This window comes from Lysobacter enzymogenes, assembly GCF_023617245.1.
Classification (GTDB): Bacteria; Pseudomonadota; Gammaproteobacteria; order Xanthomonadales; family Xanthomonadaceae; genus Lysobacter; species Lysobacter yananisis.
The window spans coordinates 5,671,184-5,692,189 of the sequence record NZ_CP067396.1 but is presented as its reverse complement, the minus strand read 5'-3'; the positions used below and the strand labels follow the sequence as shown (position 1 = coordinate 5,692,189).

16 protein-coding genes are annotated in these 21,006 nt (G+C 71.1%); 8 read left to right on the top strand and 8 right to left on the bottom strand.

Going from position 1 to position 21,006, the window contains the following annotated elements; all coding sequences use genetic code 11:
• Positions 1 to 406: 406 nt before the first annotated feature.
• From rsmB to JHW41_RS23780, 3 genes are all read left to right on the top strand, one after another.
• Positions 407 to 1,723 carry a 16S rRNA (cytosine(967)-C(5))-methyltransferase RsmB gene (rsmB, locus tag JHW41_RS23790; protein ID WP_250451221.1) on the top strand — a complete coding sequence of 439 codons (1,317 nt, stop codon included), beginning with the start codon at positions 407 to 409 and terminating at the stop codon, positions 1,721 to 1,723.
• A gap of 306 nt (positions 1,724 to 2,029) precedes the next feature.
• Positions 2,030 to 3,790, top strand: a complete 1,761-nt coding sequence (locus JHW41_RS23785; RefSeq protein WP_343226571.1) for an ArnT family glycosyltransferase — start codon at positions 2,030 to 2,032, stop codon at positions 3,788 to 3,790.
• A gap of 2 nt (positions 3,791 to 3,792) precedes the next feature.
• Complete coding sequence (locus JHW41_RS23780; protein ID WP_231784008.1) at positions 3,793 to 5,088, top strand: O-antigen ligase family protein; 1,296 nt, start codon at positions 3,793 to 3,795, stop codon at positions 5,086 to 5,088.
• A 25-nt stretch (positions 5,089 to 5,113) separates the two neighbouring features.
• Here JHW41_RS23780 and JHW41_RS23775 read toward each other — a convergent pair whose 3' ends face one another.
• A complete protein-coding gene (locus JHW41_RS23775) occupies positions 5,114 to 5,941 on the bottom strand; it encodes a glycosyltransferase family 2 protein (RefSeq protein ID WP_250451219.1) in 828 nt (275 codons plus the stop codon).
• Between the two features lie 154 nt (positions 5,942 to 6,095).
• Here JHW41_RS23775 and JHW41_RS23770 point away from each other — a divergent pair, with 154 nt between their 5' ends.
• Entirely contained in the window at positions 6,096 to 7,166 is a 1,071-nt protein-coding gene (locus tag JHW41_RS23770; protein ID WP_250448010.1) for a CDP-glycerol glycerophosphotransferase family protein, read from the top strand.
• A gap of 841 nt (positions 7,167 to 8,007) precedes the next feature.
• Positions 8,008 to 9,069: an IS30 family transposase gene (locus JHW41_RS23765; RefSeq protein WP_057945874.1), complete on the top strand. Its 1,062-nt coding sequence runs from the start codon at positions 8,008 to 8,010 to the stop codon at positions 9,067 to 9,069.
• Between the two features lie 296 nt (positions 9,070 to 9,365).
• Here the strand turns inward: JHW41_RS23765 and JHW41_RS23760 are convergent, their stop codons facing one another.
• The 3 genes from JHW41_RS23760 to JHW41_RS23750 form a co-directional block, all read right to left on the bottom strand.
• Positions 9,366 to 10,865, bottom strand: a complete 1,500-nt coding sequence (locus tag JHW41_RS23760; protein ID WP_250451217.1) for a PH domain-containing protein — start codon at positions 10,863 to 10,865, stop codon at positions 9,366 to 9,368.
• Between the two features lie 68 nt (positions 10,866 to 10,933).
• Positions 10,934 to 11,731, bottom strand: coding sequence for a PH domain-containing protein (locus JHW41_RS23755; protein ID WP_250448008.1), 798 nt, complete (start codon positions 11,729 to 11,731; stop codon positions 10,934 to 10,936).
• Between the two features lie 124 nt (positions 11,732 to 11,855).
• A complete protein-coding gene (locus JHW41_RS23750; protein WP_250448006.1) occupies positions 11,856 to 12,791 on the bottom strand; it encodes a lauroyl acyltransferase in 936 nt (311 codons plus the stop codon).
• Between the two features lie 129 nt (positions 12,792 to 12,920).
• Here JHW41_RS23750 and dtd point away from each other — a divergent pair, with 129 nt between their 5' ends.
• From dtd to JHW41_RS23735, 3 genes are all read left to right on the top strand, one after another.
• The gene (gene dtd / locus JHW41_RS23745) at positions 12,921 to 13,361 is read left to right on the top strand and encodes a D-aminoacyl-tRNA deacylase (RefSeq protein ID WP_057945982.1); all 441 of its coding nucleotides are present in this window, start codon (positions 12,921 to 12,923) and stop codon (positions 13,359 to 13,361) included.
• A gap of 92 nt (positions 13,362 to 13,453) precedes the next feature.
• Complete coding sequence (gene rpoD / locus JHW41_RS23740) at positions 13,454 to 15,322, top strand: RNA polymerase sigma factor RpoD (RefSeq protein ID WP_057945983.1); 1,869 nt, start codon at positions 13,454 to 13,456, stop codon at positions 15,320 to 15,322.
• Positions 15,323 to 15,603: 281 nt separating this feature from the next.
• Entirely contained in the window at positions 15,604 to 16,092 is a 489-nt protein-coding gene (locus tag JHW41_RS23735) for a hypothetical protein (RefSeq protein WP_250448004.1), read from the top strand.
• Between the two features lie 137 nt (positions 16,093 to 16,229).
• Here JHW41_RS23735 and JHW41_RS23730 read toward each other — a convergent pair whose 3' ends face one another.
• Genes JHW41_RS23730 through JHW41_RS23715 form a run of 4 tightly spaced genes read right to left on the bottom strand, consistent with a single transcriptional unit; the run spans position 16,230 to position 20,816 of the window.
• Entirely contained in the window at positions 16,230 to 17,444 is a 1,215-nt protein-coding gene (locus JHW41_RS23730) for an AGE family epimerase/isomerase (RefSeq protein WP_250448002.1), read from the bottom strand.
• Entirely contained in the window at positions 17,441 to 18,472 is a 1,032-nt protein-coding gene (locus JHW41_RS23725; RefSeq protein ID WP_057945988.1) for a carbohydrate kinase family protein, read from the bottom strand. Before JHW41_RS23725 ends, JHW41_RS23730 begins: the two co-directional genes overlap by 4 nt.
• Entirely contained in the window at positions 18,472 to 19,767 is a 1,296-nt protein-coding gene (locus tag JHW41_RS23720; RefSeq protein WP_250448000.1) for a sugar MFS transporter, read from the bottom strand. Before JHW41_RS23720 ends, JHW41_RS23725 begins: the two co-directional genes overlap by 1 nt.
• On the bottom strand, positions 19,764 to 20,816 hold the full coding sequence (locus JHW41_RS23715) for a LacI family DNA-binding transcriptional regulator (RefSeq protein WP_078996838.1): 1,053 nt from the start codon (positions 20,814 to 20,816) through the stop codon (positions 19,764 to 19,766). The genes JHW41_RS23720 and JHW41_RS23715 overlap by 4 nt, the downstream gene beginning before the upstream one ends.
• Between the last annotated feature and the right edge of the window lie 190 nt (positions 20,817 to 21,006).

Here is a 21,006-nt window from a genome sequence, read left to right as displayed (position 1 = left end):
GCGCACGTCGGCGGCCCGGCGCGAGCGTCGCGAACGCGCGGCGGCGCGCGAGGTCGCCGGTCGCGAGCGCAATCCGCGCAGCGATGGCGCGCGTGGCGCCGGCCCGCGCAGCAACGGCCTGCGTGGCGATGGCCCACGCAGCAACGACGCGCGCGGCGACGGCGCACGCAGCGACAACCGCCACAGCCCAGGCGCACGCGGCAGCGGCCCGCGCAGCGCTGCGCGCTCGCCCGATCAGCGCGACGCCGCGCCTCGCGGCGACGGCCGCAGCGCCGGCGAACGTCGCCGCGATGGCGCCGCACGCACCGGCGATAAGCCGAGGCCGCCCGGCGCGCGCGATCGGGGCCGCGAACCCGGCGCCGAACCGTACGCGCGTTTCCGCACCGAACACCCGGCCGCGCCGCCGCTGCCCGCCGACGACGGCCACCCCGGCGCGCGCGTGCGCGCGATCGCCGCGCGCACGCTCGACGCGGTGCTGCATCGCGGCCGTTCGCTCAAGGCCGAACTGGCCACGGCCTTGCCGGCGCTGGCCGATTCGCGCGACCGCGCCCTGGTCGAGGCGATCTGCTTCGCCGTGCTGCGCCAGCCCTTGCGCATGGAGGCGGCGCTGAACGAATGGATGCCGCGCCCGCTGCCGCCGCGCGACAGCGAACTGCGCGCGTTGCTGCTGGCCGGTCTGGCCCAGCTCGATCCGATGCAGTTGCCCGCGCACGCCGCGCTCGACGCCACCGTGCAGGCCGCGCGCCTGCTCGGCCGCGCGCATCAGGCCGGGCTGGTCAACGCGCTGCTGCGCCGCGCCCAGCGCGACGGCCTGCCGGCGGTCGACCCGCGCCATTCGCATTGGCCGAGCTGGCTGCGCGGCATGCTGCGCAAGGATTGGCCCGAGCGCTACGACGAGATCCTCGCGCAAAGCGCGGTCGAACCGCCGATGTGGCTGCGGGTCAACCGCGCCCAGAACGCCCGCGACAATTACATGCAGCGTCTGGCCGAGGCCGGCATCGCCGCGTCCGCGTCCGACGGTCTCGCCGACGCGTTGCGCCTCGACGAACCGCGGGCCGTCGCCGCGCTGCCCGGCTTCGCCGACGGCGCGGTCTCGGTGCAGGACGCCAGCGCCCAGCGCGTGGCCGATGCGCTGGCGCCGGCGCCCGGCGCGCGCGTGCTCGACGCTTGCGCCGCGCCCGGCGGCAAGAGCGCGCACCTGCTCGAACGCGACGGCTCGCTGCGGCTGACCGCGCTGGACGTCGACGCCGCGCGCCTGCAGCGGGTGCGCGCGACCCTGGCGCGCGCCGGCTTCGACGACGGCCGCGCGCAGCTGCAGGCGGCCGATGCCGCCGACCTGGACGCGTGGTGGGACGGCGCGCCGTTCGACGCGGTCCTGCTCGACGCGCCGTGCTCGGCCACCGGCATCGTCCGCCGCCAGCCCGACGTGGTGCTGCACCGACGCGAGTCCGACATCGCCGCGCTTAGCCTCGTGCAGGCGCGACTGCTGGACGCGCTGTGGCGCACGCTCGCGCCCGGCGGCGTCCTGGTCTACGCCACTTGCTCGATCCTCAAGGCCGAGAACGAAGACCAGGTGCGTGCGTTCCTGGCCCGCACCGACGACGCCCGCATCGACCCGCTCGGCCCGGCCTTCGGCCACGACCGCGAGGTCGGCCGCCAGCGCCTGCCCGGCGAGGACGGCGGCGACGGCTTCTTCTACGCACGGCTGCGCCGGGCCGGATAGCCGTCGGGCGCCGCCGCGTTCGCCGCCGGCGCCGCGCCGCGCCGCGATCGCGTCGCCGCGATCGCGGGTCGGTCTCGCGGAGCCGTCAGGGACGGATGGACGCGGCGCCGAGCCTGCGTCCTGACGTAAGCGGCCGGTCGGGGTCTGGTTCATCCGGGCCCGGCTCGCCGCGACCCGTCCCGACGCGGTCGGCCGGCGACGTCCGCGGCCCGCGTCCGGACGCGGCATGAGCCGAAAGTGAGCGGCGGCGCAGTTGCGCGACAAGCCCTCTCCACCCGTCACTTTCCGCTGCGTATCATTCCCCGCATGTTCAAGAATCCCTTGTCCCGCCACGCGTGGCTGTTCTGGGTCGCGGCCTGGCTGGTGCTCGGAGCCGGCCTCGGCCTGCGCGATCCCTGGCCCGCCGACGAGCCGCGCTTCGCCTTGGTGGCCAAGCAGATGGTCGAGTCCGGGCAGTGGCTGTTCCCGCACCGCGGCGTCGAGCTGTATTCGGACAAGCCGCCGTTGTTCATGTGGACCGAAGCGGTCTCCTACCTGATCACCGGCAATTGGCGCGTGGCGTTCCTGCTGCCGTCGCTGCTGGCGGCGCTGGGCACGCTGTGGTGCGTGGTCGACCTCGGCCGGCGCCTGTGGACCCCGCGCGTGGGCTACTACGCCGGCTGGGCGCTGCTGACCACGCTGCACTTCGCCTACCAGGCCAAGAAGGCGCAGATCGACCCGTCGGTGGTGTTCTGGATCACCTTCGCCAACTACGGCCTGCTGCGCCACTTGCTGACCGGGCCGGCGTGGCGCTGGTGGGTGCTGGGCTGGTTCGCCGCCGGCATCGGCGTGATCACCAAGGGCGTGGGCGCGATCGCCCTGCTGATGCTGCTGCCGCTGGCGCTGGCGGCGCTGCTGCGGCCGCTGCAGGCGCGCCTGGCGCCGGACGGGCTCGGCGCGCGCGCGCTGGCCTGGGTGCGCATGCCGGTGCGGGTCGGGATCGCAAACCCGCGCTTCTGGCTGGGGCCGCTGGCGTTCGTGGTCGCGGTGTCGCTGTGGCTGGCGCCGATGGTGCTGGTCGCGACCCAGTCCGGCGATCCGAGCTACCAGGCCTATCTCAACGACATCCTGTTCCGCCAGACCGCCGGCCGCTACGCCAAGTCCTGGGACCATCCGCAACCGGTCTGGTACCACCTGGGCGTGATGTTCTCGATGTGGCTGCCGCTGATGCTGGCGCTGCCGTGGGCGCTGCGCGCCTGGGGCCGGCGCCTGGGCCGGGCGGACGCGCGCTACCTGCTGCCGCTGGCGTGGTGGGCGCTGGTGATCGTGTTCTTCTCGATCCCCAGCGGCAAGCGCGACGTCTACATCCTGCCGGCGCTGCCGATGGCCTGCCTGATGTTCGCGCCGTTGCTGCCCGGGATCCTGCGCCGGGCCTGGCCGCGGCGCCTCGCGCTGGGCTTCACCGTGGCGCTGGTCGCGGCGATGCTCGGGGTCGGTCTGTCGATGTGGTTCGGCGATCCCAAGTTCGAAGCCCAGCTGATCGCCGAGCGCGGCTTCACCGACCATGGCCGCGCGCTCGCCGCCGGGGTGACCGCGATCGGCGCCTGGGGCGCGGCCTGCCTGCTGTGGTCGGGCCGGCGCCGGCCGGTGCGGGCGATGCTGGCGACGCTGTGCGGGGTATGGGTGTGCTACGGCCTGCTGATCACCCCGGTGCTCAACGATTCGTCCTCCGCGCGCGGAGTGATGACCCGCGCGGCGCAGCGCATCGGCGCCGACGTCGAGCTGGGCCTGGTCGCGTGGAAAGAGCAGAACCTGCTGATGTCGCAGCCCGGGACCGTCAACTTCGGTTTCCGGATGGGCTGGCAGAAGCAGCTCGAACTCGGCCTGGCCTGGCAGGCGCGGGCGCCGGACGCGCGCGTGCTGTTCGTGCAGGCGCCGGCGGTGCCCGATTGCGTGGACCGCGACAAGGCCGAGATGATCGGCCGTTCCAACCGCCGCGAGTGGTGGCTGGTGCCGTACGCCGCGCGCACCGGCTGCCCGGCCTCGCCGCCGCTGCCGCGCAACGAAGACGACCACGAGTACGATTGAGCGTGCCCGCAACGCCTCCCCCGCATTCTCCCGCGCCGTACGCCGCGCCGCCCGCCGGCGACGCGCCCGGCTTCGCCGCGCCACGCGAGCGGCTGGCGCAGCGCCTGCTGCAGGTCGGGCTGTTCCTGCTGCCGGCGTTGTTGTTGTCCACGTCGTGGGGCCTGGGCCCGTTCGCCGCGTTCGCGCTGCTGGCCTTCGCCCTGGCGCCGCCGGTGTTCGCGCGCGGCTGGCGCGACGCCCGCCGCGAGTTGCGCTGGCTGCTGGCGATGGCGGTGCTGGCCGCGGCGGTGGTGCTGTTCTCCAAGTTCCATTTCGACGTGCGCTGGCGCGAGGCCGACAACCGCCTGCGGCTGTTGACCGCGCCGTTCTTCGCCACCTTGGTGTACGCGTGGCGGCCGTCGCGGCGCTGGCTGTGGGCCGGCGCGCTGGCCGGCCTGGCCGGCGCGTTCGCGCTGGCGTTGTTCCAGGTCGCCGGCGGCACCGAGCGCGCGCTGGGCTGGACCGCCAACGCGATCGTGTTCGCCGATGCCCTGATCGCGCTGATCGTGATCGCGGTGTTCGCCCGGCCCTCCGGCGAATTGCTGTGGACCTCGCTGGCCTGCGCGCTGGGCGTGGGCGCGGTGGTGCTCAGCGGCAGCCGCGGGGTGTGGCCGGGGCTGGCGATCGTGCTGCTGGTGGCGCTGATCGTCAGCGGCGGCCGCGCGCGCAAGCTGTCCTGGGCGGTGTTGGCGGCGATGGCGCTGGCGGTGGTGGCGAGCCACTGGATCCCGCCGCTGGCGCAGCTCACCCGGATGCAGGAACTGGCCTCGGACATGGACAGGGTCAAGCGCGGCGGCGACCACGAGTCCTCGCTCGGCGCGCGCGTGACCCTGCTGGAACTGGCCGGCGACACCTTCGTCGAGCATCCGCTGACCGGCGTCGGCGTCGGCCGCTTCGAGACCGTGGTGATGGCGACCCCGCAATGCGCGCCGCCGGCGCCGCGGGTCGGCTTCTGCAAGCTCGGCCACGCCCACAGCGACGCCTTCGAATGGGCCGCGACCATGGGCGTGCCGGGGGTGCTGGCGCTGCTGGCGATCTATCTGGTGCCGCTGGCGCTGTTCGCGCGGCTGTTGCGCGCGCAGACGGTCGCGCGCGCGCGCAGCAGCGCGCTGGCCGGGCTGGTGCTGGTGCTGGTGTACATCGCCTGCGGGCTGACCCAGTCGATGTTCGCCCACCAGCTGGTCGCCTCGTTCTACGCGGTCGCGATCGGCCTGTTGTACGGCTTCGCCTTGCTCGAACGCGAGCGGCCGCCGCAGTGAGCGGCGCCGGCCGCACCGTCACGCCTCAGGGCTTGCCGTCGCCCGCGCCGCGCTCGGGCGTGACCACCGGCTGACCGTTGCCGAGCATCCACAGCATGATGGTCTTCTGCCGCACGTAGTTGGCGCGCACGTAGGCGTAGACCAGCCCGTGCCAGCCGTCGCGGAAGCCGCCGCGCAGCAGATAGCCGCGCCAGAACCGCCACGCCGGCGCCAACACCAGCTTGGCCAGGGTCGCGCGCTTGCCGCGCGCGTGCTCGTGCTCGGCCATCATCCGCGCGTAGCGCTCGGTCTTGGCCAGTTGTTGCTGCAGCGAGCGGTAGGGATAGTGGATCAGGTCGCCGCGCAGCGTCGCCACCGTGCCGTCGACGCTGGCGGCCTCGTGCACCTCGCGCTGGCCGCGCCAGCCGCCGCGGCGGCGGTCGAACAGGCGCAGCACCCGGTCGGGATAGGCGTTGCCGTGGCGCAGGAAGCGGCCGAAATAGTCGGACAGCCGGGCGAATCGGTAGCCGGCGGCCGCGTCGAAGCCGCGGTCGCGCGCGGCCAGGATCGAGGCGCGCAGTTCGTCGCTGATGCGTTCGTCGGCGTCCAGGCACAGCACCCAGTCGTGCGCGGCCTGCTCGACGGCGAACTGCTTCTGGCTGCGGAAGCCGTCGAAGCGGCGTTGCAGCACGCGCGCGCCGGCGGCCTCGGCGAGGGCGACGGTGGCGTCGGCGGAGTGCGAATCCACCACCACGATCTCGTCGCAGAACGCCAGCGAGGCCAGGCAGTCGACGATCCGGTCGGCCTCGTCGAAAGCGATGATGCAGGCCGACAGCCTGGGGCGGGCGGCGTCGTTGGGCGCGGGCGTGTCGATGGCGGCGGTCCGGGGGCGGCGACGGCGATCAGGATACCCCGCGGCGGTACGGCGAGGAGCGAGCGCAGAGGAGCGAGGAGTGAGCTAAAGCGGGGGCGCTCCTGCTCATCGCTCGCTCCTCTACACTCACTTCTCGCTCTCAACGGCCGCCGTCATGTCCGATTACCTGCTCTTCGCCACCGAACGCTACGCGCTGCCGATCCTGCAGCCGCTGGCGCAGGCGCTGCACGAAGCCGGGCACACGGCCCATGCGTGGTTCGCCGACGGCGCCGCCGGCGCCGCGCTGCCGGCGCCGGCGCGCATGCTCGAACCCGGCCGCGCCGGCCTGCGCGCGGCGGTGGCGCTGAAGCCGCGCGCGGTGTTCAGCGCGGCCAACTGGGTGCCGCCGTTCGTGGCCGGCGCCAAGGTCCAGCTGTTCCATGGGTTCAACGTGGAAAAGCGCGCCGATGCGCGCGGCCACTTCCGCGTGCGCGGGCTGTTCGACCTGTACTGCACCCAAGGCCCGGCCACCACCGCGCCGTTCCGCGAACTGGCCGCGCGGGCCGGGCATTTCGCCGTGGTCGAGACCGGCTGGCCCAAGCTCGACCCGCTGTTCCGCGACGACGACGGCGCGTCCGCCGCCTTGCGCGCGCCGGCCGGCGCGCGGCCGGTGGCGATGTTCGCCTCGACCTTCACCGAGCGCCTGAGCGCGGCGCCGCACTTGTTCGAGGCGATCGCCGCGCAGGTCGCGCGCGGCGATCGCTACTGGCTGCTGACCCTGCATCCCAAATGCGCGCCGGACCTGTTCGAACGCTACCGCGCGCTGGCCGGTGCGAACGCGGCCTTCGTCGAGACCGAGCAACTGATCGCCGCGCAGCGCGCGGCCGACGTGCTGGTCGCCGACACCACTTCGGTGGTGTCGGAGTTCGTGGTCCAGCGCAAGCCGGTCGCGACTTTCCGCAATCGCGCGCCGAAACCGCACATGATCGACTTCGCCGACCCGGCCGAGCTGGAAGCGCGCCTGGCGCAGGCGTTCGCGCCGACGCCGCAGTTGCAGGCGGCGATCGATGCGTACGCCGACGCGATCCACCCGTATCGCGACGGCTTGTCGTCGCAGCGGGTGATCGCGGCGACCGGCGACTTGCTCGACGGCACGCTGGGCCGATTGCGCGGCAAGCCGCTGTCGTCGTGGTGGCGCGGACTGCAGATCCGGCGCGAGCTGGGGTATTGGGGGCCGGGCGCCTGAGGCGCGGCGCGGGAAGCGCGTCGCCGTCGCGAGTATGCGGCGGCGCTGGTGCGTTCGCCGTAGTCGAATCGTCGCGGTCGCGGCTCGCGCCGCTCCTACCGGGGTTGCGGCCAGTTTCGTTTCCGACTGTAGGAGCGGCGCGAGCCGCGACCGCGACGCCTCATTTACGACGCCACTCATCCGCCCCGCCGTTCCCGCGAACGCCGGAATCCATCTCGATCGTGCTGTTGCCGTTCGCTCGGACGCAACCCCAAGTAAAGCCCATGTACCGCAGCCCCGGAGGGCGTGCGCATGGATGCGCACGCGCGCCATGGGGCAGGATGCCCCTTATGGCGCGGCCCCGCGCGCCTTTCGAGCCATAGTGGCTCTTGATCCGAAAAAATAAGGCCTTTTCTTTGGTTACTTTCTTTGTGGCTTCAGACAAAGAAAGTGACCCGGCCGCTTGCGGACGGAAGCTCTTGATCGTCGTTTGTCGTCACAAGTACGCACACGCAAAGACAAATCCCACCACCGCGGCACGCCCCCCCTGTAGGAGCGGCGCAAGCCGCGACCGCGCCACCGCAAACACAGTGAACGTTCCGTCGTAGTTGCGTTGTCGCGGTCGCGGCTCGCGCCGCTCCTACAGTCGGATACGCAACCCCTCCCCCGTCATTCCGGCGAAAGCCGGAACCCATGTTGACGTTGCTGCTGCTTTCGCCGTCACCGATGTGTCGCGTGAGGACAAGCCACCATCAAGAGCTTTCGCCCGCAAGCGGCCGAGCTACTTTCTTTTGTCAGCGCGACAAAAGAAAGTAGCGCTGGTCTCTAACCTCAAGTGCATCACCTCAGTGAGGCACTGTGAATGGGTCAGCAGTATTCGCATCTGAGCGCAGAAGAGCGCGGGGCCATCATGGTCTTGATCGCCCAAGGGGCGAGCGGACGGCAAATCGCCCAGACGTTGGGTCGGGCGCAAAGCACAATTGCTCGCGAGTTGCGCCGTAATGGGTTTCGGTCCCATTCGGGGCCGCCGCTGCGCGGACGCCCTCGTTTCGACCCTGGCTACGATGCGACCCGGGCGGGCCGGCGGGCCCAGCGACTGCGGCGACGGGCGCGGGTGCGCCGCAAGCTGCGACGCGACACCGTGCTGTGGCGACGCGTGCGCTATTGGCTGGAACGGTGCTGGTCGCCGCAACAGATTGCCGACAAACTGCGGGATCTGTACCCGGACCGGCCCTGGCTGCGCGTGTCGCACGAAACGATCTATACCGCGATTTATGCGATGCCGCGCGGCGAATTGCGCCGCCAGGTGACCCGTCTGCTGCGGCAGGGGCGCAAGTCCGGCCGCCGCACGCGCCAGGGAAGCGACGCCCGCGGCCATCTGCCGGATCTGCCCAACATCCGCCTGCGGCCGCCGGCCGCGCATGAGCGCCTGATGCCGGGGCATTGGGAGGGCGACCTGATCGTGGGCGCGCACAACCGCTCGGCGATTGGGGTATTGGTCTGCCGCCGCACCTTGTACGTCAAGCTGGTCAAGCTCGCCGACGCGACCGCGCACACGGTGCTGGAGGCCTTCAGCTCGGCGTTCGAAGGCGTGCCGGAAAGTTTGAAGAAGACCTTGACCTACGACCAGGGCAAGGAAATGGCATCGCATCGGCAGTTGAGCGAACGCACTGGTTTAGCGATCTACTTCGCCGACCCCCATAGCCCGTGGCAACGCGGAACCTGCGAAAACACCAACGGCTTGTTGCGGCAATACTTTCCCAAGGGCACCGATCTGTCGGTGCATTCTGCGCAGCGCCTCAAAGAGGTGGCGTGGGAAATGAACAACCGCCCCCGCCGTAGCCTGGGCAGGCGCTCGCCCGTCGAGGTGCTCTATGAGGAACTCAAAAACCCGCGGGCGCAGGGTGATGCACTTGGACATTGACTCCGCCAGCCAAAGAAAAACGCTTGTTTAAGGTCACAAGCCACTAAGTCCAGCACCCGACGCGGGGCTGCGCCATAAGGGACATCCTGTCCCATGGCGCACGCGCGCATCCATGCGCGCGCCCTCCGGGGCTGCGGAACGTGGACCTCGGGTGGGGTTGCGTCAGGGCTAAGGGCAAAGACAACGTCAAGGCAAAAGCAAAGGCAAAATCCTGCGGATTCCGGCTTTCGCCGGAATGACGGCCGGGTGCTTGCGGCCTCGAAGCCTGGCGGCGAAACCGCACGGCTCCGGCGTCTTCACCACCGCAACGGCCGCCCCGCCAACGCCCCCGCCAACCGATCGTAAAGCCGCCGCGCCTCATCCGCCGGCAAAAACCGTATCCGCAACGGCGGACTCAACGCGCCGGCCCCCGCCGTATCCAGCCACAAGGTCGCCGTGCCGCAACGCCGGTCCAGCGGCGAGCGGGTGAGCTGCAGCGCCTGCAGCTTGTCGAGCTCGGCGAAACGCCAATGCCGGCGCCACCAGCCTTCGCGCACCGCGACCAGTTCGGCGTTCATCGCATACCCCATGCGCCGCGCGCGCCGCTGCGCCTTGAACGCCGACCACGGCAGCCACAGCAGCGCCAGCAGGCTCCAGCTACCCAGGTGCCAGTACAGCGCGAACGCCGCCAGCACGGTCCACGGCATGTCCGGCAGGAACAGCCGCCACCAGGCCGCGTTCGGCAGCGCGCGCCACTCCAGCGCGTCCCAGCGCGCGTGCGGCAGCAGGTGCGCGATCAATCGGTCGCAGGTCTGCGGCGAGGCGATCGGCGCCAGTTCCTTGAGCGCGCGGCCTTCGTCGTGTTCGTCCGCGCCGACCGTGTCCACCGCCAGCCGGCGGCGCTTGAGCAGGCGGTGCAGCACGCCTTCTTCCAGCGTCCAGGCCTGGATGCGCCGGCGCGGCACGGTGGTGCGCCAGCGCGCCAGCAGGCCGCGCTCGGCGGTCAGCCGGCGGCCCTGCTCGCTGAGGTCGAAGCCGTAGTAACGCAGCAGCGCCAGGGTCACCGACAGCGTCTTCAGCGCCACCGCCACCAGCGCGATCGTGGCCGCGGCCAGCAGCGCGTAGCCGCCGGCGTCGAGGTGGTAGCCCTCGACCCGGCCGAACAGCCAGTGCATGCCGCCGCGCAGCACCCGCTCGGGCACGCGGCCGTTGAAGTCGGGCACGGTCTGCAGCGCCGCGGCGATGCCGGCGCCGACCAGCACCAGGCCGCCGTTGGAGACCAGGCCGAGCCGCAGCACTTCCGCCGGCGACAGGCGCAGCAGGGAGTCGGCGCGTTCTTCCACCGCCTGCGCCGGGTCGGCGCCGCGGCGGCGCACCAGGGTCTCCAGCGCCATCGCGTCGGCCAGGGTCAGCACGCGCATCTGCGCCTCGGGCTCCTTGCCCGCGGCCGATTCCATGCGCACCTCGGCCACGCCGAACACCCGGTGCAGCACGGTCTGGTGCACGGCCACGTTCTGGATGCGCACGAACGGAATCACCCGCAGGCTGCGGTTGAGCAGCCCGCTGCGCACCACCAGCCCGTTCGGCCCGACCCCATAGCGATAGGTGAAATAGCGCCACAGCGCCGCCAGCACCAGCAGGCCGACGCCGATCAGCGAATACAGCTCGTTGCGGTCGCCGCGACCGGCGAAGACCAGGATCAGCAGCGGCACGATGAATTGCTTGAGGTGCTGGATCAGCACGAACAGCCACGACATCGGATGCAGGCGACGGTCGGCGACGGGTTCGCCGGCCGCGCCCGCCGCGTCCGCCGGCATCGTCGTCGCTGCGGCGTCCGCCGCGGCGACGGAGGCGGATCGCTCGGCCGGCGCGGGCACGGGCGCGCTCATCGGTCCTGGTCGTCTTCGTGGTCGAGCTGGCGGCCCAGCCGTTCGCGCAGGCGCTGGGCGTCGCCGGCGTCGAGGTGATCGATCGCCACCGAACTGTGGCGGGTGCCGGCGGTGTGCACCACCAGCGTCGCCAGCCGGCGCATGCGCTGCAGCGGGCCGTGCTTGAGGTCCAGGTGCTGGACCCGGGTCAGCGGCACGATGGTCTCGCGCTGCCAGGCCACGCCGCGGCGCACCGCGAAGCCGTGATCGTCGAGCCGCCACAGGGTGTTGCGGTAACGGCGGAAGCCGATCCACATGCCGATGCCGGCGCCGAACAACGCGCCGGTGAGGCCGCTGGCGAGCCCGGCATGGCGGCCGACGGTGAGCACGCCGCCGATCACCGCGGCGATCGCGAACACCACCGCCAGCGACAGGCTGATGTCGATCGTGCACAGCGGGATCGCGCGCGCCGGCAGGCGCTGCCAGCCTTCGCGCGGGAACCCGTCGGCGTTCGCGGCCGGCGGCGGCGAGGGCGCGGTATCGGGATGCGTCGCGGGCGACGGCGAGGGCGCCGCATCGGGCTGCGCCGCGGACGGCGTCGCGACGGGCTCGCCGTCGGGCTGGGCCCGCGCGGCGGGCGCGTATGCGGAGACCGTGGCGTCGCCCTCGGCCGCTGCCGCCGTCTCGGCAAGATCGGTCCGGGCCGGACCGTCCGCGCCGACGTCCCCCGCCGCGGAATGCGCTTCGTCGCGCTCGCGCGCGCCGTCGGCGGAGGTGGGGGCGGGGAAGGCGGAGCCGGGCGGGATGGGCGTCATCGTGCGGGCAGGGCGAGGTTCTTCCGCAGTGTAGCGGGGCGCGCGGGGTTCGGTCGGTCCGAGCGCGCCCGCCGATGCGGCCGCGCGGAGGCCGTTGCGCGAGCGCAGTCGCGGCGGCGGCCGCTCAGTGGCGGTCGGTCTCGATCGCGCGGTACGGATTGTCGCGCCCGTCGCCGGACGGCCGCAGGGTGTAGCGTTTGTAGGTCCACTGGTACTGCGCCGGATCGCGCCGGGCGATGCGCTCCACCGCCTGGTTCAGCGCGGCGCAGGCGCGGCGCGGGTCGGGGTCGGCGATGCCCGCCGGCGCGGTTTCCACGCGCAGGGCGAAGCCGGGGCCGTCGGGATGCTGGTCGATGCGCTCGCAGTAGCAGAACAGCACCGGCGCGCCGGTGCGCTCGGCGAGGCGGCCGAGCAGGGTCATGGTCAGGGCCTCGACACCGAAGAACGGGGCGAATTCGCCGTCGCCGGCCTTGGGCTGCTGGTCGGGCAGGATGCCGACCACGCCGCCGGCGTTGAGCCGCTTCCACAACTGGCGCACCGCGGCGCCTTCGGCGCGCACCTGGGTCACGCGCTGGGCGTCGGTGTCGGCGCGCACGAGGTTCAGGAAGGCCTCGCCGACCGGCGACTCCGGCGGCTTGTACAGGATCGCCAGCGGCGTGCGCGCGGCCAGCCACTGGTTCAGCAGCTCCCAGTTGCCGTAGTGCGGCGCGGCCACGATCAGGCCCTTGCCCGCGGCCAGGGCGGCGTCGAACAGCTCGGTGCCGTGCTGCTCGCGCAGCAGGGTCAGGTTTTCGGCGTGCGGGCGGGTCCACAGGCGCAAGGTCTCGACCGCCTGGCGCGCGGTGGTGCGCACGATCGCCTGCTGCCACTGCTCGCGTTCGGCCGGCAGCAGTTCGGGGTAGGCCAGGCGCAGGTTGACCCGCACGACCCGGGCCTCGCGCCCGTCGCGGCGCTGCCAGGCCGCGGCCACGGCGTCGCCCAGGCGCTGCTGCCAGGACCAGGGCAGGCGGCCGATCAGGCTGGCGAAGAAGTAGAGGACGCGGGCGGCGAACTGGGTCATGCCGGCGAGTGTAGCCGCGACCGCCGCCGGCGCCGCGGCGGCGCGCGGTCCCGAATCCCGGCGAACGCCGCCATAGCCGGCACGTTGCAGGCCGTACACTGGCGATCCCCGGAATTGAAGCGGTGCGCGATGTTGAGCCTGATCCAGCGGGTGACCCAGGCGGCGGTGACGGTCGACGGCGAAACGGTCGGGGCGATCGGCCCGGGCCTGCTCGCCCTGGTCGGGATCGAGCCCGGCGACGGCGAGGCGCAGATCGCGCGCATGGCCGATCGGCTGCTCGGATACCGTGTATTCGCCGATGAGGCCGGACGCATGAACCGTGGCCTGGCCGACACCGGCGGCGGGTTACTGCTGGTCAGCCAGTTCACCCTGGCCGCCGACACCAGCAGCGGCATGCGCCCGGGCTTCAGCACCGCGGCCGCGCCGGGGCTGGCTGAACCGCTATTCAACCGTTTGCTCGAAACCTGCCGGCAACGCCACGGCGGAGGGGTGGAAACCGGCCGGTTCGGCGCCCATATGGTCGTCAGCCTGGTCAACGACGGCCCGGTCACCTTCCTTCTCCGGTCCTGATCCGGTCCGCCGCCCCGTCCTGTCCGGGTCGGGGGCGCCGGACCTGATATACTGGAGCGTTCCCTACCCTCAATAGCGCGGTGGCGCAGCCCATGGCCAACGAACGTCAGCCCCCTCCGTCCGATATCAAGCTCCTGATCTCCAAGGGCTTGGAGCAGGGCTATCTGACCTATGCCGAGGTCAACGATCACCTGCCCGACGATCTGGTCGACGCCGAACAGATCGAAGACATCATCGGCATGATCAACGGCATGGGCATCGAAGTGCACGAAGTTGCGCCCGATGCCGAAACGCTGCTGCTCGCCGACGGCAACACCGGTAACCGCGAAGTCGACGACACCGCGGCCGAAGAAGCCGCCGCGGCGCTGACCGCGCTCGATGGCGAAGGCGGCCGCACCACCGATCCCGTGCGCATGTACATGCGCGAGATGGGCACGGTCGAACTGCTGACCCGCGAAGGCGAGATCGCCATCGCCAAGCGCATCGAGGAGGGCCTCAACCAGGTCCAGGCCTCGCTCGCGCTGTACCCGGGCACGATCCAGCTGATCCTCGACGATTACGAGCAGCACAAGGCCGGCAAGAAGCGCCTGGCCGAGATCGTGGTCGGCTTCAACGACCACCTCGACGAAGAGCCCGAGCCCGCCGCTCCGCCGGCGCCGCCGGCCGACGTCGCCGACGCGGACTCCGACGAGGACGAGGACGAAGAGGCCGCCGGCGACGGCGAGGAGACCGAGGAGACCGTGTCCGGTCCCGATCCGGTCGAAGTCGCCGCGCGCATGGAAGCCATCGCCGACCTGCACGGCAAGTTCCTCAAGGCCCACGCCAAGTACGGCTCGGCGCACAAGAACGCGACCAAGCTGCGCGAGGACATCGCCGCGGTATTCATCACCCTCAAGCTGCCGCTGGCGCTGACCGACTCGCTGATGCGCAACCTGCGCGAAGTGGTCGGCTCGATCAAGGAGCGCGAGCGCAAGATCCTCGATCTGGCCACCCGCGTGGCCAAGATGCCGCGCAAGGACTTCATCCGCGCCTGGGAAGGCAACCAGACCAATCTGGAGTGGGTCGACGAACTGCTCAAGCGCAAGCAGAAGTGGTCGTCGGGCCTGCGCGACGTCAAGGACCAGATCGTGGCCGAACAGCAGGCCACCATCGAGCTGGAGACCCGCTCGCTGCTGACCCTGGACGAGCTCAAGGAAATCAGCCGCGCGGTCGCCTACGGCGAAGCCAAGGCGCGCAAGGCGAAGAAGGAGATGGTCGAGGCCAACCTGCGCCTGGTGATCTCCATCGCCAAGAAGTACACCAACCGCGGCCTGCAGTTCCTCGACCTGATCCAGGAAGGCAACATCGGCTTGATGAAGGCGGTGGACAAGTTCGAATTCCGCCGCGGCTTCAAGTTCTCGACCTACGCCACGTGGTGGATCCGCCAGGCCATCACCCGTTCGATCGCCGATCAGGCGCGCACCATCCGCATCCCGGTGCACATGATCGAGACGATCAACAAGCTCAACCGCATCAGCCGCCAGATGCTGCAGCAGTACGGCCGCGAAGCGACGCCGGAAGAGTTGGCGAAAGAAATGGACATGCCGGAGGACAAGATCCGGAAGGTCATGAAGATCGCCAAGGAGCCCATCTCGATGGAGACTCCGATCGGCGACGACGAGGACTCGCACCTGGGCGACTTCATCGAGGACACCAACGTGGAGTCCCCGGTGGAAGCGACCACCAACATCAACCTCTCCGAGACGGTCCGCGACGTGCTCGCCGGTCTGACCCCGCGCGAGGCCAAGGTGTTGCGCATGCGCTTCGGCATCGACATGAACACCGATCACACCCTGGAAGAAGTCGGCAAGCAGTTCGACGTGACCCGCGAGCGCATCCGCCAGATCGAAGCCAAGGCGCTGCGCAAGCTGCGCCATCCGAGCCGGTCGGAACAGCTGCGCAGCTTCCTCGATATCGACTGACCGGTCGGGCGAGTCCGCGCACGTAGAAACAGGCCCCGCTCGCGGGGCCTGTTTCGTTTCCGGCGCGTGATACCGCGGATGTCTCCCGTCCGGCGTGCGATATCGCGGGTGCCCCCTGTAGGAGCGGCGCGAGCCGCGACCGCGAAACCGCGCTTGCGTCGTAGGCGAGGTTTCGCGGTCGCGGCTTGCGCCGCTCCTACACCGGGCATGGGCGAGGGCGACGCAGGACGACTAGGCGGCCACGCGCGCTAAGATCGCTACGGATTCCACGGAGGGACGGCATGGACGAGGACAACGTCTGGAGCGCACCGAAGGCCGCGGTGGGCGCGGACCCGCGCCGCGAAGCCTGGTTCGGCCTCGGCGCGATGCTGTGGGGCAGCGTGCTTGCGACCACGGTCGCCGGGCTGTTGATGATGGCGATGAACTACCGCGCCCAGGGCCGCCCGCGACTGGCCTGGGCGGTCGTGGCCGGCACCGTGCTGGTGGTCGTGCCGGGGCTGTGCTGGGCCTTCATCTACCTGCTGATGTCGGTGATGCCGTATCCCGTGGGCCAGGTGCTGGCATTGGTCGGCTGGATCGCGGCGCAACCGTTGGCGACGCTGACCATGCTGGGCGCCTCGCACCGTCGCGCGATCGCAGAACGCCTGCGCACCGGCCAGCCGATGCGGCCAGCCGCGCACGCGGCGCTGGTGGTGATCGTGGTGTGGATGGCGCCGGTGCTGCTGTTCTTGCTGCTGTCGGCGCTCGCAGGCTTGGTCGTGGTCGGCTGAGGCGCGACTGCCCTTGTAGGAGCGGCGCCCCACAGGGATTTCCTTCGGTCACAAGCCGCGACCGCGAAACCTCACCTACGACGCAAGCGAGGTTTCGCGGTCGCGGCTCGCGCCGCTCCTACAGGGCCGCGGGCGGCTTACGCGCCGCGCAGCCAGCGGATCACTTCGTAGCACGCGCCCATGGTGTGGTAGTCGGTCTTGCCGGCGGGGCTCTTCTCGTCGCTGTATTTGCCGTTGCGGCGGTCGAGGATGCGGTACCACGCGCCGTAGCGGTGGTCGACCATGTGTTGCCACGCGTAGGCCCACAACTTGTCATACCACTGCCAGTACAGGTTCTCGCCGGTGCGCACGGCCAGCAGCGCCGCGGTCGCCAGCGATTCGGCCTGGACCCAGAAGTATTTGTCGTCGTCGCAGACCGCGCCGTCGGGGGCGAAGCCGTAGGCGAGGCCGCCGAATTCGTCGTCCCAGGAGCGCGCGATCGCGGTGTCGAACAGGTGGCGCGCGGTCGGCACCAGCCACGCCGGCGCGTCGCCGCGCGCGGACAGGTGGCGGTCGAGGATCAGCAGCAGCTTGGCCCATTCGGTCTGGTGGCCGGGCTGGAAACCCCAGGGCCGGAACAGGTGCTTGGGATCGTCGCGGTGGTAGTCCCAGTCGATGTTCCAGTCGCGGTCGTAGTGTTCCCACACCAGGCCGTCGGCTTGCGCGGCTTGGCGCTGGGTCATGTTCCGCGCTAGCGTCAGCGCGCGCTCGAGGTAACGCGCGTCGTTCGATGCCTCGTACGCCGCCAGCATCGCCTCGCACATGTGCATGTTGGCGTTCTGGCCGCGGTAGCCGGTGAAGTTCCAGTCGGCGTCGGCCTCGTCGCGGTACAGGCCGAATTCGGGTTCCCAGAAGCGCGCTTCGAGCAGGTTCCAGGTTTCGTCCATCCACGCCGCCGCTTCGGCGATGCCGGCCTTGACCCCGCACGAGTACGCCAGCAGCACGAAGGCCACGCCGTAGCAGTGGTTCATGCGGTCTTCCGGGCGGCCGTCGCGGATCGTCCAGGCGTAGCCGCCGGTGTCCGGATTGCGGTGGACGTCGCGCAGGTAGCGCAGGCCGTGGCGCGCGCGTTCGCGGTAGTCGTCGCGGCCGAATTCCACCGCCGCCATCGCGTAGTTGAAGACGAAGCGGGTCGAGCTGACCAGATGGCGATGCGAGGCGTCGTAGACCGAGCCGTCGTCGCGGAAGTAATGGAAGAAGCCGCCGTCGGCGTCGAGCGCGACCGGATCGTAGAACGCCAGGGTGTCGCGGATGTGGGCGAGCAGGGTGTCGGCGTCGCGGAAGTTCGGCTGCGGATCGAGCGGGAGGTTCATGCGGGTTCCTGGGCTTGTTCCTGCATCAGGCGTTCGACGTCGGCGGCGCTGGGCATGGCCGCGAACGCGCCGTGGCGGGTGGTGGCGAGCGCGCCGGCGGCGGCGGCGTAGCGCAGCGCGTCGGTGAGCTCGTCTTCGCGCTGGAGGAAATCGTTGAAGTTCGCCGCGCTCACGCCGAGCGCGACCAGTCGGCGCAGCAGGCCGCCGACGAAGGCGTCGCCGGCGCCGGTGGTGTCGCTCGGCGCGACCTTGAAGGTGGCGACCGAACCGCCGCGGGTGCGCGTGTACCAGCGGATCGGGGTGGCGCCGTCGGTGATGAGCACGCAGGTGGCGTAGCCGTGCCACAGCCGCTGCAGCGCCGCTTCTTCGCCGCCGAGGTGGCGGGCGAGGAATTCGAACTCGCTGCCGCACAGCTTGATCAGGTCCGCTTCCAGCAGCGCCGCCAGCAGCCGCGGTGCCGGATCGAAGCCGGCCGGCCACAGCGACGGGCGCAGGTTCATGTCCATGCTGACCAACGCGCCGGCCAGGCGCGCGCGGCGCATGCCGGCCAGCGTCGCCGCGGCGATGGCTTCCTCGGTGAGGCTGTTGGAGCAGACGTGGAACACGCCGGCGTCGGCGAAGCCGTCCGGGCTGAAGTCGGCGTCGCGGAACAACAGGTCGGCCGCCGGCGGCCGGTAGAAGCTGAAGCTGCGTTCGCCATCGCCGTCGAGCGAGACGAAGGCGAGCGCGGTCTTGGCCGCGTCGGTGCGGCGCACGTCGCGGGTGTCGACGCCGTAGCCGCTGAGCTGGTCGGCGATGAAGTCGCCGAACATGTCGCGGCCGAGCATGCCGACGAAGCGCGCGTGCGCGCCCAGGCGCGCGGCGGCGACGGCGACGTTGGCCGGCGCGCCGCCGGCGTATTCGACGAAGTGGCGCGGTTCGCCGGGGCTTTGCGCCGGGCGGGCGAGGAAGTCGATCAAGGCTTCGCCGAAGCAGACGATCGCGGCGTTCGCGCCGCTGGCGCCGGACGAAGAGGGTACGGCGGACATCAATGCATCACTCCCGAAGCTTGCGCGCTGGCGTGCTGGCCTTGGCCGGCGCGGATGCGCGAACCGGACAGGCCGTACCAGACGATGAAGGCGTAGCACACCGCCGGAATCACGAACGAATGCTGGATGCCGATGCCGTCCGACAGCAGGCCCTGCAGCAGCGGCACCACCGCGCCGCCGACGATGGCCATGATCAGCAGGCTCGAGGCCTTGCTGGTCATCGGCCCGAGCCGCTCGATGGCGATGGTGAAGATGGTCGGGAACATGACCGAGTTGAACAGGCCGATCGCCAGCACCGTCCACATCGCCACCGTGCCCTGGGTGCTCATGGTCAGCGCCAGCAGCGCGATCGCCGCGACCGCGGCCAGCGCCAGCAGCTTGCGCGCGTCGACGCTGCGCAGCAGCGCCGCGCCGATGAAGCGGCCGACCATCGCGCCGCCCCAGTAGTAGCCCAGGTAGGTGCTGGCGGTGGCGTGGTCGAAGCCGCCGATGTTCGGCTCGGACAGGTAGTTGACCAGGAAGCTGCCGATCGAGACCTCGGCGCCGACATAGACGAAGATCGCGATCACCCCGAACAGCAGATGGCGCTGGCCCAGCACCTCGGCGAAGCTGTGGCGGGTCGGGTCGGCGCTCTCGGTGGACTCGGTCAGCGGCGGGATGCGCATGGCGTAGACGAACACCGCCAGCAGCACCAGGCAGCCGGCGATGACCATGTACGGCATCTGCACCGCCGCGGCTTCGTGCGCGCGGTAAGCGGCTTTTTCGGCGACCGACATCGCGCCCAGTTGGGCGTCGGTGAGCACCGCCGCGGACAGGATCAGCGGGCCGATGAAGGTCGGGAACACGGTCGTGCCCAGCGAGTTCAGCGCCTGCGCCAGGTTGAGCCGGCTCGGCGCGCCGGCCGGGTCGCCGAGCAGGCTGATGTAGGGATTGGCCGAGACCTGCAGCACGGTGATGCCGCTGGCGAGCACGAACAGCGCGCCGAGGAACAGCGGATACGAGGGTACGCGCGCGGCCGGGAAGAACAGCGCCGCGCCGATCGCCGCGACGATCAGGCCGATGACGATGCTGTTCTTGTAGCCGAACTTCGCCACCACCCGGCTGGCCGGCAGCGACATCAGGAAATACGCGCCGAAGAAGGTCGACTGGATCAGCATCGACTGGGCGTAGTTCATTTCGAACACGGCCTTGAGATGCGGGATCAGCACGTCGTTGAGGCTGGTCAGGCCGCCCCAGGTGAAGAAGATCGTGGTCACCACCGCCAACGCGGCGGTGTAGGACATGACGCGGCTCATGCGGGCTCTCCGGGCGGTGTCAGGTGCACCTCGCTGCTGCTGCGGGCCTGCAGGCGCACGGGAGCGATGGTGTGGGCCGGCGCCAGCTCGGGCTCGCGCAGGCGCTTGAGGATCAGTTCGGCGGCCTGGCGGCCGCGCGCGCGCGGATCGACCGCGATCGTGGTCAGCGGCGGCGAGGCGACCGCGGCTTCGGGAATGTCGTCGAAGCCGACCACGGCGAAGTCGCCGCCGGCGCGGCGGCCGCGCGCGACCAGGCCGGCCATCAGGCCCAGCGCGACCGCGTCGTTGTAGCAGACCGCCGCGGTCGGCGCGGGATCGCGCACGAACAGCGCGCCGGTCTGCTGCGCCGCTTCCAGGCGGGTCGGCGCGCATTCGATCAGCCACTGCGGCTCGGGCTCGATCCCTGCCTCGGCGAGGGCCTCGCGATAGCCCTGGCGGCGCTGCCGGCACGAGGACGAATCGCGGTGGCCGCCGAAGAAGGCGATGCGGCGGTGGCCGCGGTCGAGCAGGTGGCGGGTGGCCAGGCGCGCGCCGTGGGTGTTGTCCAGGGCGAGGAAGTCCCAGGCGGTGCCGTCGAGCTCGCGGTTGAACACCAGCACCGGCGTGCGTTCGCCGACCTGCGCGCGCACCCGCGCGCCGTCGCTGCCTTCGGCCGGCGACAGGATGATCCCGGCCGGGTCGTGCTCCATCAGCGAGTTGAGTACCGCCTGCTGGCGCTCGACCGATTCGTTGGTGCTGCCCAGCAGGGTGACGAAGCCGGCGGTGGCCAGCCATTCGTCCACGCCGGCGGCGAATTCGGCGAAGAACGGGTTGGACAGGTCGTTGATGACCAGGGCCACGCCGGTCGACACCTTGCGCCGCAGGTTGGCCGCGCCGCGGTGGTAGACGTAGCCTTGGCGCTTGAGCTCGGCCTCGACCCGGGCGCGGGTGTCGGCGTGGACCAGCGGGCTGCCGCGCAGCACCAGCGACACGGTCGCGCGCGACAGGCCGCAGGCGCGGGCGATATCGGCCAGGGTGACCCGGCCGCGGGGAGCGGGCGCGTCGTTCATCTTGGGCACCTCGCGAACTGTGGACGGGCGGGACTCATGGCCGGCACGGGTGGTTGGAAGGCTTTTGGATCGTTCTAAATGCCGCCATCCTGCGGCCTGGGCCCCGTCGCTGCATTCTGCAATGCAGCATGAACGGGCCGGGGCCGCGTGTTAGCTTGCCTATATTTAGAACGATCTAAAAGTGGCGGCC

Coding starts and splice junctions, on each gene's coding strand:
- JHW41_RS23765 (WP_057945874.1), top strand. CDS start 8,008: ATGGGTCAGCAGTATTCGCATCTGAGCGCAGAAGAGCGCGGGGCCATC.
- JHW41_RS23715 (WP_078996838.1), bottom strand. CDS start 20,816: ATGAACGACGCGCCCGCTCCCCGCGGCCGGGTCACCCTGGCCGATATC.
- JHW41_RS23725 (WP_057945988.1), bottom strand. CDS start 18,472: ATGTCCGCCGTACCCTCTTCGTCCGGCGCCAGCGGCGCGAACGCCGCG.
- JHW41_RS23750 (WP_250448006.1), bottom strand. CDS start 12,791: ATGACCCAGTTCGCCGCCCGCGTCCTCTACTTCTTCGCCAGCCTGATC.
- JHW41_RS23770 (WP_250448010.1), top strand. CDS start 6,096: ATGTCCGATTACCTGCTCTTCGCCACCGAACGCTACGCGCTGCCGATC.
- JHW41_RS23785 (WP_343226571.1), top strand. CDS start 2,030: ATGTTCAAGAATCCCTTGTCCCGCCACGCGTGGCTGTTCTGGGTCGCG.
- JHW41_RS23730 (WP_250448002.1), bottom strand. CDS start 17,444: ATGAACCTCCCGCTCGATCCGCAGCCGAACTTCCGCGACGCCGACACC.
- JHW41_RS23760 (WP_250451217.1), bottom strand. CDS start 10,865: ATGCCGGCGGACGCGGCGGGCGCGGCCGGCGAACCCGTCGCCGACCGT.
- JHW41_RS23755 (WP_250448008.1), bottom strand. CDS start 11,731: ATGACGCCCATCCCGCCCGGCTCCGCCTTCCCCGCCCCCACCTCCGCC.
- rpoD (WP_057945983.1), top strand. CDS start 13,454: ATGGCCAACGAACGTCAGCCCCCTCCGTCCGATATCAAGCTCCTGATC.
- dtd (WP_057945982.1), top strand. CDS start 12,921: ATGTTGAGCCTGATCCAGCGGGTGACCCAGGCGGCGGTGACGGTCGAC.
- JHW41_RS23720 (WP_250448000.1), bottom strand. CDS start 19,767: ATGAGCCGCGTCATGTCCTACACCGCCGCGTTGGCGGTGGTGACCACG.
- JHW41_RS23735 (WP_250448004.1), top strand. CDS start 15,604: ATGGACGAGGACAACGTCTGGAGCGCACCGAAGGCCGCGGTGGGCGCG.